Annotated in this window: 10 protein-coding genes; 4 read left to right on the forward strand and 6 right to left on the reverse strand. The window is 61.7% G+C overall.

What is annotated here, in order from left to right; translation table 11 throughout:
* The first annotated feature begins 15 nt into the window (after nt 1–15).
* Entirely contained in the window at nt 16–927 is a 912-nt protein-coding gene (locus tag QMG79_RS01405) for an NUDIX hydrolase (RefSeq protein WP_283536781.1), read from the forward strand.
* A gap of 224 nt (nt 928–1,151) precedes the next feature.
* Here QMG79_RS01405 and QMG79_RS01410 read toward each other — a convergent pair whose 3' ends face one another.
* Nucleotides 1,152–1,829 (reverse strand): Crp/Fnr family transcriptional regulator, encoded by a 678-nt coding sequence (locus tag QMG79_RS01410; RefSeq protein ID WP_050684013.1) that lies wholly within the window; start codon nt 1,827–1,829, stop codon nt 1,152–1,154.
* 257 nt (nt 1,830–2,086) lie between these two features.
* Between QMG79_RS01410 and QMG79_RS01415 the strand changes: the two genes are divergently transcribed.
* On the forward strand, nt 2,087–3,277 hold the full coding sequence (locus QMG79_RS01415) for a MarP family serine protease (RefSeq protein WP_283536782.1): 1,191 nt from the start codon (nt 2,087–2,089) through the stop codon (nt 3,275–3,277).
* 4 nt (nt 3,278–3,281) lie between these two features.
* Here the strand turns inward: QMG79_RS01415 and aroQ are convergent, their stop codons facing one another.
* From aroQ to QMG79_RS01440, 5 genes are all read right to left on the reverse strand, one after another.
* The gene (gene aroQ / locus QMG79_RS01420; protein WP_283536783.1) at nt 3,282–3,734 is read right to left on the reverse strand and encodes a type II 3-dehydroquinate dehydratase; all 453 of its coding nucleotides are present in this window, start codon (nt 3,732–3,734) and stop codon (nt 3,282–3,284) included.
* Nucleotides 3,735–3,847: 113 nt separating this feature from the next.
* Nucleotides 3,848–6,067: an alpha-galactosidase gene (locus QMG79_RS01425; RefSeq protein WP_283536784.1), complete on the reverse strand. Its 2,220-nt coding sequence runs from the start codon at nt 6,065–6,067 to the stop codon at nt 3,848–3,850.
* Between the two features lie 109 nt (nt 6,068–6,176).
* A complete protein-coding gene (locus tag QMG79_RS01430) occupies nt 6,177–7,517 on the reverse strand; it encodes an ABC transporter substrate-binding protein (RefSeq protein WP_283536785.1) in 1,341 nt (446 codons plus the stop codon).
* Between the two features lie 72 nt (nt 7,518–7,589).
* Nucleotides 7,590–8,519: a carbohydrate ABC transporter permease gene (locus tag QMG79_RS01435; RefSeq protein ID WP_283536786.1), complete on the reverse strand. Its 930-nt coding sequence runs from the start codon at nt 8,517–8,519 to the stop codon at nt 7,590–7,592.
* Nucleotides 8,520–8,529: 10 nt separating this feature from the next.
* On the reverse strand, nt 8,530–9,465 hold the full coding sequence (locus QMG79_RS01440; protein WP_283536787.1) for a carbohydrate ABC transporter permease: 936 nt from the start codon (nt 9,463–9,465) through the stop codon (nt 8,530–8,532).
* A gap of 213 nt (nt 9,466–9,678) precedes the next feature.
* Here QMG79_RS01440 and QMG79_RS01445 point away from each other — a divergent pair, with 213 nt between their 5' ends.
* Both QMG79_RS01445 and QMG79_RS01450 read left to right on the forward strand, forming a co-directional pair.
* A complete protein-coding gene (locus QMG79_RS01445; protein ID WP_283536788.1) occupies nt 9,679–10,881 on the forward strand; it encodes a Gfo/Idh/MocA family protein in 1,203 nt (400 codons plus the stop codon).
* A gap of 14 nt (nt 10,882–10,895) precedes the next feature.
* Nucleotides 10,896–11,966 (forward strand): LacI family DNA-binding transcriptional regulator, encoded by a 1,071-nt coding sequence (locus tag QMG79_RS01450; RefSeq protein ID WP_283536789.1) that lies wholly within the window; start codon nt 10,896–10,898, stop codon nt 11,964–11,966.
* Nucleotides 11,967–11,991: the final 25 nt, after the last annotated feature.

Consider the following 11,991-nt stretch of genomic DNA (forward strand, 5'->3'; position numbering starts at 1 on the left):
GACGCGGGTTCCCCTTTGCCACAGCTTTCCCGACGCCTTTTTGACCTGCCCACCGAACTGACGGGGGCTGCCCAGAGCTGGCTTGATCACGGGGAGCGCACCCCGCGCGCTCCCCGGTTTGCCTCCTCCGTGGTCCTCCTGCGGGATTCCCCCGCAGGGCTGGAGACCTGGCTTGGCTACCGCCCAGGCTCCTCACCCCTCGGTGTCCTTGCATTTCCGGGCGGGTCCCTCGAGTCAGACGATGATGCTTCTGTCGGCTGGCTTGGCCCCTCACCGCGGCAATGGGCAGAACACCTGGGGACCGCCGACGTCGGGTTGGCACGCCGCCATGTGGCAGGTGCCATCCGGGAGCTTTTTGAGGAAACTGGTGTGCTGCTGGCCGGGCCGGACCTCTCCACCACTGTGGAAGCAACAACTGCTGCAGAGTGGATGAAGGCACGCGAAGCGGTGGCGACGCAAGAAAAATCCTTTTCGGCGATCCTTACCAAGCGCGGACTGTCCCTCCGTACCGATCTCCTTAAACCGTTGGTTAACTGGCTCAGCCCAGACTTTGCCCACCGCCGTTTCAATACCCGCTACTTCGCCGCAACGATTCCCGTGAACCAGCAGCCTTCGATTCTTGCCAGTAAGGGTGTCTGGGGACGATGGGTATGCGCAACAGGCGTCATTCGGGACCGAAACACCACGGCTCTGGGTGATGAAGTGGGCCAGCCCAATACGGCAGGCCTGACGCTGGGGCAGCTTCTGGTTCCGGGTTCAGAGATCATGCTTGAGAAAATGGCCGCGTCGAACGGCTGTATTGCCTATCTCAGCTACAAGCGCAAAGCCCACGTCTACCAGCCGCAGCTCATCACCGAGGATGGCCGCCTGATGCTTGAGGTGGAAGCTGCGAAGACTGTTGCGGGGGAGCCTCAGCGGGAGCGCTGACCCCAGCCCATCCGGACCTGCTCAATTTTGTGGCTCTGATCTCCACCGGACATGTCCTGAGCTCGGGTCCAGGGGTGGGCATGTTCGCTCATGCCCACACGTCGAAGCCAAGAGTGGACATGTCCAATTTTGTGTATCGAGCATGTCCACTCGTTGATGGTATTAAAGACCGCAGGCCCGGACCCCGTGAGGGGAGCCGGACCTGGGTATGCGGAGCGTCGGGGTTAGCGGGAACGCTGACGCAGGCGCTGCATGTCAAGGATGACTACGGCACGGGCTTCCAAGCGCAGCCACCCACGCTGCACAAATTCCGCCAGGGCCTTGTTCACTGTCTCGCGGGAGGCGCCCACCAGCTGCGCCAGTTCTTCCTGCGTGAGTTCGTGGGCCACGAGGACCCCGTCTGTGGCGGGACGGCCGAAGCGGTCTGCCAGGTCCAGGAGGGCTTTGGCAACACGGCCCGGAACGTCAGAGAACACCAGGTCGGAGAGGGAATCGTTGGTGCGGCGGAGCCGGCGGGCCAGTGCCTGCAGGAGCTGCGCGGAGACCTCGGGGCGGGTCCGCAGGAGTGTGTTGAGGCTTTCGTTGCGCAAGCCAGCCAGTCGGGTTTCGGACACAGCCGTCGCTGTTGCGGTCCGGGGGCTGGGGTCAAAGAGCGCCATCTCGCCAAAGAGCTCACCGGGGCCGAGGATAGCCAAGAGTGACTCACGGCCGTCCGGAGAGGTGCGGCCAAGCTTTACCTTGCCGGAGACGATGAAGTACAGCTGATCGCCTTGGTCCCCCTCGCGGAAAACAGAGGCGCCGCGGGAGAGGTCCACCTCGGTGAGCTCATCCGTCAGCAGGCGGAATGCGTCGTCGTCGAGCGTGGCAAAAAGCGGTGCTCGGCGCAGTACCTCGATGTCCATGAAATCTCCTGAATATATAAATCGGCTGGGGCGCTGATGCCATTGTTTCAGAATTTTTGCCGCTCTGTGACGTACTTGGCATGGAAACGCCGTGGTGTGACACCAGTTGCGGACAAATGGCGGGATTCCTGGGTGAATCAGGCGCAGTCACACAACGATGTACTGAGCCAACGGCTCCGTACAAAGCAGCTCCCTCGGGAAATTGTCAGGGTGGCGCCGTAGAATATCAGGTCCGACCCCTTTCTCCGAGGAGCCTTGTGTTTGGCCTGACCATTCTTGACCTGATCCTGATTCTGGCTCTGCTGTCCTACCTGATTTACGGACTGCGTAACGGTTTCCTTGTCACCCTGGGCGGCATTGCCGGTTTCGTCGCTGGCGCCATTGCCGCAACCTTCGCGATCCCGGTGGTCAGTGGATGGGTAACTGATGAGCGCTGGCGACTCACGGCAATTGTGGCCGCCGGGCTGTTGTTGGTTGTGGTGGGGCACAGCCTGGGAACCCTCATTGGCCGCTCTATCAGCGGCGTCGTGCGGATCAATCCGCTCAAGACCGTGGACCGGCTCTTGGGCGGAGCCGCCAACCTCGCGGTGTCGGCTCTAGTGATGTCTCTCCTCGCCTTCAGCGTCAGCTCACTTGGCGTGCCCGTTGTGTCGGCCCAGATAGCCGAATCGCGGGTCATCCGCTTCATCGACGGCGCTACGCCCACCCAGGTCAAGGCCACGATGGCCCAGCTGCGCTCCGCCATGATTGGGGAGGGAATCCCCACCCTGATCGAGGGACTCGGCCAGGGGCAGGGCGCTACCGTTGCTGCCCCGGAGGCCGACACCACAACGCCAGATCTGACGCAGGCGGCGTCCTCAGTCCTGAAAATTACGGGCACGGCATTCCAGTGCGGGCAGAACCAGACGGGATCCGGATTTGTTGTCGCTGACGGCAAGGTTGTCACCAACGCGCACGTCGTTGCAGGGGTTCCGCAGCCGGTCGTCCAGATTTCCGGTGCTGGCGCCTATCAGGCCACAGTGGTCTACTTTGACGCGGTCCACGACCTCGCCGTGCTTTCCGTGGACGGCCTCCCATCAGCTCCCCTGGAGCTGAGCCCCAACCTTCCCAGTGGCTCCGCAGCGGTATTCGCCGGGTACCCCCACGGCGGGCCGTTCACCGCACAGCCTGCAACGGTCCAGGACATCAGCACCGTTCTGGTGCCTGACATCTACGGCGAGAACCCGGCGGCGGAGGACATCTACCGCCTTTCCGGCAACGTCCAGCCAGGCAACTCTGGCGGTCCACTGCTCACCACCAGCGGCCAGGTAGCGGGTGTGATCTTTGCGAAGACCACCACCGATGCGGCCGTGGGATTCGCCATCACCATGGACGAGTTGGCGCCGGTGGCTGCCCATTCATCGAGCCTTACTGCGCCCGTATCCCCTGGGTCCTGCATCCAGAAGTAGCAGTTCAGGCTGTTGTGGCCAGGAAATCAATGGCAAGGCGGTAGCCGTGAACTCCTGCGCCCGCAATGACAGCCGTGCACACCCCCGAAAGGTACGAATGGTGGCGGAACTCCTCGCGCTGGTGGACATTGGTGATGTGAACCTCGACGGCGGGGAGGGCGACGGCGGCCAACGCGTCCCGCAGTGCCACTGACGTGTGTGTGTAGGCACCTGCGTTGATGACGATTCCGGCAGCTGCCCCGCGGGCGGCGTGGATGGCATCAAGCAGGTCGCCCTCATGGTTTGACTGGATGCAGTCCACGGTGAACCCATGGGCTTCCGCAGCGGCAATGCAGAGATCTTCGACATCGGAGAGGGTGGCTGTTCCGTACTTTTCAGGTTCCCGGGTGCCGAGCAGGTTCAGGTTGGGGCCATTGATCACCAGGATGGTTCCGTGCGGGGCTGCAGCGTCAGTCATGCACCCCAATCTATAACTGGAAAGGCTCCTCCCGTGCACGTGACGCGGACCCGGAACTGTCCGGAGCGTACCGTGCGCGGAAGGAGCCTCCGGCGCGAAGGGACAAGTGGTCCTTACACTGCCGTGAACTTCAGGACGACCGCATGCTCAGGGTTCAGGTTGGGCATGGCGAGCCCCACTTCGGCGAAGAAGCGTCCGCTGGCCTCCGCGCCGCCTTTCAGCCACAGCGGAGGCTGCACCTGAGTAAACGTGTGGGCGTAATCCGCATCGTCGGCTGTGGGGAAGATGGCATCAACACGGAACTGCTGGTCGGGAGCCAACCCCGGGATGGCCACCCGGCCAATCTGCTCGGCGAAGGAGGTGCCGGTGCTGACCAGGGCGAACAGCGCCGCCGTCGTTCCTGGCTCTAGGGTTGCGCCGGCCTCCTCACGTGAAGTGTCTGGTGCAGCAACCACGCCATGCAACATCAACGTGGGGTCGCTGAGGTCTGCGCGGACCATGGTGCCGCTGTGGATCAGGCCTCGGTGTTCCTTGTAGAGGCCGATGAACCGCTTGAGTTCTTCGCGTTCGGTCCCCGTGACCTGCCGGACATCCCACTCCATGCCAAAGTGGCCAAACAGTGCCGTAATGGCGCGGAAGGACAGATCATGGGTGCGGGCGGTGGTGTGTGAGGTGGTGGGGCCGACGTGCCCGCCGACGAGCTCGGGCGGAACCACCAGTCCGGTCCACCGCTGGATGGTCTGGCGTTCCAGGGCATCGTTGCAGTCCGAGGCCCAGATGCGGTCAGTGCGCTCCAGAATGCCAAGATCAACGCGGGCGCCGCCCGAAGAACAGCTCTCAATCTCCACACCGGGGTGGGCCGCGCGGAGCTCATCAAAGAGCCGGTAAGCGGCCAGGGTCTGTGCATGGACTGAGGGACGACCCTGGTGGCCGTGCTCGAGCAGGTCCCGGTTTTGGTCCCATTTGAGGTAGCTGATGTTGTTCTCGCTGAGCAGGGCATGAATGCGGTTGAAGATGTACTGCCACGCTTCTGGATTGACCAGGTCAATGATGTGCTGATTGCGCCATTCCATGGGTAGTCGGCCGCCGTCCTTGTGTGCCAGCGCTGACGGTCCAACGATCCAATCGGGATGCGCGCGGGCCGTGTCCGAGTCGAGGTTGATCATTTCGGGTTCAACCCAGAGCCCGAATTCCATGCCGCGTGAGGTGACGGCGTCGATCAGTGGTGTGAGGCCGTTGGGCCAGAGGGTCTCGTCGATGTACCAGTCACCCAGTCCCGCGCGGTCATCGCGGCGGCCCCGGAACCAGCCGTCGTCGAGGACAAAGCGTTCCACGCCGAGGTCGGCCGCAGAATCTGCCAGTTCGATCAGGGTGTCCAGGTTGTGGTCGAAGTACACCGCTTCCCAGGTGTTGAGCACCACCGGACGTGCCTTGCCGGCTCCGGCGTTAGCCGCCGGGGTGGGCAGGACATGGTGTGGCCGGTTGCGGAACCAGCTGTAGAAAGCCTCGCTGATGCCGTCGAGGCCGCTCTCCGAATAGGCAGCGAACAATGCGGGGGTGCTGTACTCGGCACCTGCGCCCAGGACTACTTCTGCAGGTCCCAGCAGTTCGGAGCCGCCAATCATGGTGCGACCGTCCGCGAGGGAGTCTGCAAACTGTTCGTGGTTGCCGCTCCAGGCCAGGTGGGTGGCCCACACCTTGCCGTGGCGGTTGCCGAAGCCAGCGGTTCCGGCGGCAAACAGAAGCGAAGAATCGTGTCCGGTGCGGCCGTGGCGTCCGGAACGGACCCAGGTGCCCTGGTGTAGCGGGCTCCGCTGCGGGTGACGTTCGCGGCACCAGCGTCCCGTCAGGTCCAGCAGTTCAGTGGCATCGGCGCCGATAGGAAGGACGGTGGCTAGCTCATCGAGGGTGAAGTCGGAGGCGCCGTCGTTGCGCACTGTGTGCCTGAGTTCCAGCAGCCCGCCAGGATGGAGGGTCAGGGTGGACGTGACAGTGATGCCGGCGTCGGCATCTGACTGGACGACGACGGCGGTGCTTCCCTGGGCGCTGGCGTCAGTGACGCGAAGACGCGCGGAGAAGTCGAAGCCGGGAACGCCGTCAACGCTCCGGTGCCCACGCAGGGCGGGGCGGCCGCGCCAGCTGGACGAGGCCTGGGGCAGCAGGCCCGCGGGAACGCGTGTATCGATGGCGGAGTGCGCAACGGGTTCACCCAGGAGGACGAGATCCGGGAGTGTCTCTCCAAGATCTGCGCCCCAGTGGATAACCTCGGCCTCCCCGCTGTCAAGGCTGAGCACCAGGCTGGTACCTGCGGAACGGAGGTGGAGGGGATTCATGGTGGGCCCTTTCGGGAAAAGTGAGCGGAAGTGCAGTAGAACGTAGCTGGCACCACAACGGGTAGTGCGCTGCAGAATGAGTCCCGCAGCACACTACCCGGCTGGCAGCCTACTTGAACAGGTTGTTGACCTGTTCGTTGGCGCCCGTGAGGGAACTGGCAGGCACATTGCCTGACAACACAGCATCCATGGCCGGCTTCATGATGCCGTCAACCTTTGCCGCATTGTCGGCGATCGGGTACAGGAACGTGGTGTCGTCTGCAACCTGTGCCGTAAAGGCACTGACGTCGACGCCCTTGGCTTTGAAGGCCTCTGCCGCTTTGTCCGAGGACGTGGTGATGGCAGGGAAGACCACTGCTTTGGAAGCTACAACGTCCTGGCAGGCAGTAGAACCGAGGTATTCGACAAACTTGGTTGCAGCTTCAGGGTGCTTTGTGCCGGCGTAGATCGAGTCAGCCAGGCCGTTGTACATGGAGGAGCGCTTTCCGTTTTCGCCCACCGGGGTAGGGGCAATCCCAACGGAGACGTCCTTGTACCCGGTGTACTGCCCGATCATCCACGAACCGTTGGCATTGATGACTGACTTTCCTGCCGCAAAGGTGTCGGCCATGCTGGCGCCCACGGTAGTTTCCAGTTTGGGCATGAAACCCTTCTCCACGAGACCCGCGAACCAGTCGATGCTCTCCTGGAACTTGGGATCGTCGAAGTTGTAGTGGGAGCCCCAGGGGTTCTTGTCCGTGTGCGTCCACCCTGTGGTTCCGGTGAGGTAGCTCCACTCTGTTTGGCCTTGGCCTGAGCCCGACCCGTTCAGTCCCAGGCCGTAGACATCCACGTTGTTCTTGTCGAAGCCCGCTTCGTCGCCGCGGACGCCGTTCTTGTCCACGCTGAGGTGGGCAATGGTCTTCTCGTACGTGCCGCCATCCTGTGGGTTCCAGTCAAGGTCAGCCATCTGCTCGGCCGTCACTCCGGCGTCGGTGGCCAGGGCCGAGTTGTAGAACAGGGCAATGGTGTCCCAGTCCTTCGGGAGTCCGTAGCGCTTGCCGTCCTCGCCCACCCAGAGATCCGCCAGGCCCGCATTGTAGGCGCCGGTATCTATGGCATCCTTTTCGACGGCGTCATCGAGGCTCAGGAGCTGCTTGTTCTTGATGAACTCCGGGTACTTGCCGAGGTGGTTGGTGAAGACGTCCGGTGCGGTACCCGCGACAAATCCGTTGGTCAGGGTTCCCCAGTAGTCATCCCAACCGCGCTGGGTGACCTTGACAGTGATGTCCGGGTTTGCCTTGGTGAAGTCCTCGGCGCACTGGTTGTAGGCAGGGAGCTGGTTGGCGTCCCAGAGCCAGTAGTTGATTTCGCCGGAGGCCGACTCGGCGGAGCTTCCGCCGCCGCAGGCCGAGAGTGCCAGGACAGCGGCGGCAGCGGCGCTGAGGGCTCCAATGGTTTTTTTATTCATCAGGGTGGGTCCTTTCAAAGGAATACTGCAAGGCGAGGGGCCGCCATGGCCCGTACCTCTGTGGGGGAGTGGTTATTTGATGCCGGAGAAGCCGATGGAGTTCACAATTTTCTTGCCGAAAATCATGAACAGGATCAGCACGGGAAGGGCTGAAATGAGGGTCGCGGCCATCAGGCCCGACCAGTCCGGTGCGCCCTGTGGGGACTGGGACTTGAAGACGCCCAGGCCCACTGTGAGGACCCGGAGAGATTCGTCCTGGCCTACCAGCAGTGGCCAGAAATATTCGTTCCACTGACCGATGAAGGTCAGCAGCGCCAGAGTGGCAATGGGTGCCGAGGCGTTGGGCATGATGATCTGGAAGAAGATCCTCAGGTGCTTGGCGCCGTCGAGCATTGCCGCTTCCTCAACTTCGCGGGACATGTTGAGGAAGAACTGGCGCAGGAAGAAGATGGCGAAGGGGGTCATGAAGATACACGGCAGGACCATCCCGAGCATGGTGTTGAGCAGGCCCATGTTCTTGATGAGGAGGAAGTTTGGAAGTGCCGTGAAGATGGGCGGCACCATCATGGTGGCCAGGAACAGGCTGAACACCACATTGCGGCCCCGCCAGCGGAGCCTGGCGAACGCGTATGCAGCCATGGCGCTGAAGAAAACAGCACCTGCGGTGGTGGCCGAGGCGAAAATGACCGAGTTGCGCAGGTAGATCCAGAAATTGATCTGTGCCCCGGAGCCTCCTTCCGCCAGGGCTTCTTCCGCTGTCTGGAGGCCAAACACGCGTTTGAAAGCGCCAAGGTTGAAGTCAGCCGGCAGTAGGTTGCTGGCATTTGTGGCCAGGGAACCATTGGTGGACAGTGCAGTGCGGATGACCCAGTAGAAGGGGAGGATTGAGACGGCGACGGCAATCCCCACCAGGATCCAGGCGCCGGTACGGCGCCAGGTGAAGGGGCGACGACGGCGGGTGATGGGCGCGCGCGACGGTGCGGGAGCGTGTGCGGTAGTCATGGCGGTGTCCTTAGTCCAGGTCCGAATCGTTGCCCTTGAGGAACTTCATCTGGATGAAGGCAACAATGGCGAGGATGGCAAAGAGGATGACGGCCAGTGCCGACCCGTAGCCGAAGTCTGATTCCGTGAATGCTTTTTGGTAGATGTAGAACTGCAGGACACGGCTGGCGTTGACCGGGCCACCCTGGGTCGTGACGGCCACGGTGTCAAAGACCTGGAAGGAGCCAATCACTGTAACGATTAGGACCAGCGCCAGGACGGGGCGAAGCAGCGGCATCGTGATCCGCCAGAACGTCTGCATGGGCGATGCGCCGTCCAGGTTGGCAACCTCATAGAGGTGGCTCGGGATGGACTGCAGGCCGGCGAAGATCAGCAGCGCCGTGTAGCCCATGTGGCGCCATGTGTTGATCAGCGCCTGGGTGGGGATGGCCCATTCTGCACTACCAAAGAAGGCCACTTTGGGAAACCCAAAGGCATCGATGAAGTAGTTGACGATTCCGATCTGGTAGTCCAACAGCCAGAACCAGAGCAGCGCAGCGATCACGTTGGCCATCAGGTAGGGCAGCAGGAGTGCGCCGCGGATCAGGGTGGACTTGGCCACCCGGTGCATGAGGATCGCCAGCCCCAAGGCAAGGGCGGTCTGGAGCACGATATTGATCAGGACATACTGGCTGGTCACGGCGAGTGCGTTCCAGAACAACGGGTCAGTGGCGATTGCCTGGTAGTTTGCGGTGCCAATCCATTCCGGGTCTCCCAGGATGCTGTATTCGGTGAAGCTCAGGTAGATCCCACGGAGCGTAGGGACCAGATAGAAAAGTGTGAATCCGATCATCGCTGGGGCAATGAAGAACAGCGCAATTTTCACGTCGCTCTGGCCGCGGCGTTTCCCGGAAGCTGGTGTGAATTGCCTACCGGTGGCGAGGGGGTTCTTGTTAAGGGTGGTCATCTTCGACCCTTCTTAGGTGTGTGATGTGACTAACAACTGAGGGTGAATCTACACGCGTAGATTTGAGCTAGCAACCCCGTAGACCATAAAAAATAAAGAAAAATAATTCACCATAAGGAAATGGTTGACTCGTGTAGAAATATGTCTAAAGATGTAGGGAGTTCACATCGTCCGCCCTCGCGCGGACCTCGCATGCTGGAAGGAACCAGAACAATGACGTTTAAACTCGGGGTAGTGGGTGCTGGCCAATTTGGTGGCCAGTTCGCCCATCTCTTCATGCTGCATCCAGGAGTCAGTGCCGTGTATGCGGTGGACGAGCTCCCGGAGCGTGCAGCCCAGGCTGCTGCGCAGCACGGGCTCACGGGCACCATGGCAACGTTCGAGGAGCTTCTGGCTTCCGACGTGGACGCCGTGGCCATCTTCACGCAGCGTTGGACCCACGGTCCGCTGGTGGAACGTGCCCTGAGGGCTGGCAAGCACGTCTACTCCGCCGTTCCCATGGCCATCACAGAGGACGAGATAGCGCGCATCATCGACGCTGTCCGAGATACCAAGAACGTGTACATGATGGGTGAGACCAGCTATTACAACCCCGCCACGGTATATGCCCGGAACCGACAGGCAACTGGTGATTTCGGCAGGGTTTTCTACACCGAAGGCGACTATGTCCACGACATGGACCTGGGTTTCTACGACGCTTACCAGTACAGCGGTGGGGAACAGTGGAAGGAAACTGCCAGCTACCCACCCATGCTCTACCCGACCCACGCCATTGGTGGCGTCCTGGGGGCACTGGATGCCCACGCGGTGAGCGTCAGCTGCATCGGAGTCAGGGATGATCGCAATGATGGTGTTTTTGACCGGGACATCAGCATGTTCAACAACGACTTCTCCAACGCCACAGCACTGTTTGAGATGAATGACGGCGGAGCCATGCGCACCAACGAAATGCGCAGGGTGGGATATCCGTCCCACATCCGCGAATCCCGATTCCGGTTCTTCGGCACGGAAGCCAGCTTCGAGCAACTAGCCAACGTAACTGTGTGGCAAGACAAGTCCACAGTGGAGGACATCTCGCATCTGGTGGAGACGCAGGCCAGTATGGCGCTCGATGACCCGTCACTGAGTAACGTCGCGCCGGAACTGCGCGACGCATTTGTCTCAGGGTTGGCTCCTGTCCACGAGAGCGGCCGGCTCCCCGAAGAATTCAGGGGTGCACCCAACGGCCACGAAGGCAGCCACCACTTCCTGGTGGATGACTTCGTCACGGCCGTCAACTCCAGGACACTCCCACCCGTGAATGCGTGGGTAGCCGCGCGTTTCACCCTGCCGGGCATCGTTGCCCACGCATCAGCACTTCAGGACGGCGCACGCCTGCCGATCCCCGATTTTGGAGATGCTCCGGCCGTCTTATGACTAGCATTGTGACCATGACACCGCTGGAGGGGCCGAGTTCCCGCACCCAAGTTACCCGCAAGGACGTTGCGCGGTACGCAGGTGTCAGTACGGCAGTGGTCAGCTACGTGGTCAATGATGGTCCCAAAAAGGTTGCCCCAGCGACGGAGGCCAAAGTCCGTGAGGCCATCCGTTTGCTGGGCTACCGGCCCAACGCAGCGGCCCGGGCCCTGAAACTGGGCTCCAGCAAGACAATCGGTCTCATCATTCCAGATAACAGCAACCCATTTTTCTCGCTCCTGGCTCATGCAGTGGAGGACGCGGCAGCCGCGTTGGGCTACGCATTGTTCATGACCAACTCGGATGGAAACCTGGCCAAGGAGAAACGCAACCTCCGCAGCCTGGCAGCCCGCCAGGTGGACGGTGTGATCCTTTCAAGCGTGCTGCTCTACCCCGACCTTGCAGAGCTGGAATCGGCGGACATCCCTGCCGTCCTTCTCAACCACGCCACTGACGCGGCCGGGTTCAACAGCGTTGGCGTCGACCTGGCCGGCGGCGCCCGAATCGCCGTCGAACACCTCATCAGCCACGGCCACACGAACATTGCCCTGGCAATGGGAACCAACACCGGAAATGACTTTGACGGCCGTGAGCTGGGATGGCGGCAGGCCCTCACGGATGCTGGCCTTGCAGAAGGGCCAATTATCCGAAGCTACTTCACCCGGGACGGCGGCTACGAAGCAGGCAAGAAGTTCCTGCGGACTGTCAACAGGCCCACGGCAATCTTCGCCAGCTCCGACATGCAGGCGATCGGAATTCTTCGGGCCCTCAGCGAGGGTGGCGTCTCCGTGCCGGAGGATGTTGCCCTCATTGGTTTTGACGGCTCGGCAGAAGCCGAATATTCGATCCCATCGCTGACTACGGTGGAGCAACCCACCCGGGCCATGGCGGAGGTGGCCGTGCGTGCTTTGGTGGGGGCCAGCTCGGACACTGAACCGGAGCAGCGAATTTTCCCCACCAGGCTGTTGATTCGCAGATCCTGTGGCTGCAGTGTTTCCAACGGCGGGGATTCCACCGCCGTCCACAGTCTTTCCCCTTTGTCGTAACCTGTTGTGCCTCACCCCAAGGAAC

The organism is Pseudarthrobacter sp. PS3-L1, from assembly GCF_030063285.1.
Taxonomy (GTDB): Bacteria; Actinomycetota; Actinomycetes; order Actinomycetales; family Micrococcaceae; genus Arthrobacter.

What these genes read in the sequence shown, in the direction of transcription:
- QMG79_RS01410 (WP_050684013.1), bottom strand. Translation starts at nt 1,829, where the DNA reads ATGGACATCGAGGTACTGCGCCGAGCACCGCTTTTTGCCACGCTCGAC.
- QMG79_RS01435 (WP_283536786.1), bottom strand. Translation starts at nt 8,519, where the DNA reads ATGACTACCGCACACGCTCCCGCACCGTCGCGCGCGCCCATCACCCGC.
- QMG79_RS01450 (WP_283536789.1), top strand. Translation starts at nt 10,896, where the DNA reads ATGACACCGCTGGAGGGGCCGAGTTCCCGCACCCAAGTTACCCGCAAG.
- QMG79_RS01430 (WP_283536785.1), bottom strand. Translation starts at nt 7,517, where the DNA reads ATGAATAAAAAAACCATTGGAGCCCTCAGCGCCGCTGCCGCCGCTGTC.
- QMG79_RS01445 (WP_283536788.1), top strand. Translation starts at nt 9,679, where the DNA reads ATGACGTTTAAACTCGGGGTAGTGGGTGCTGGCCAATTTGGTGGCCAG.
- aroQ (WP_283536783.1), bottom strand. Translation starts at nt 3,734, where the DNA reads ATGACTGACGCTGCAGCCCCGCACGGAACCATCCTGGTGATCAATGGC.
- QMG79_RS01440 (WP_283536787.1), bottom strand. Translation starts at nt 9,465, where the DNA reads ATGACCACCCTTAACAAGAACCCCCTCGCCACCGGTAGGCAATTCACA.
- QMG79_RS01425 (WP_283536784.1), bottom strand. Translation starts at nt 6,067, where the DNA reads ATGAATCCCCTCCACCTCCGTTCCGCAGGTACCAGCCTGGTGCTCAGC.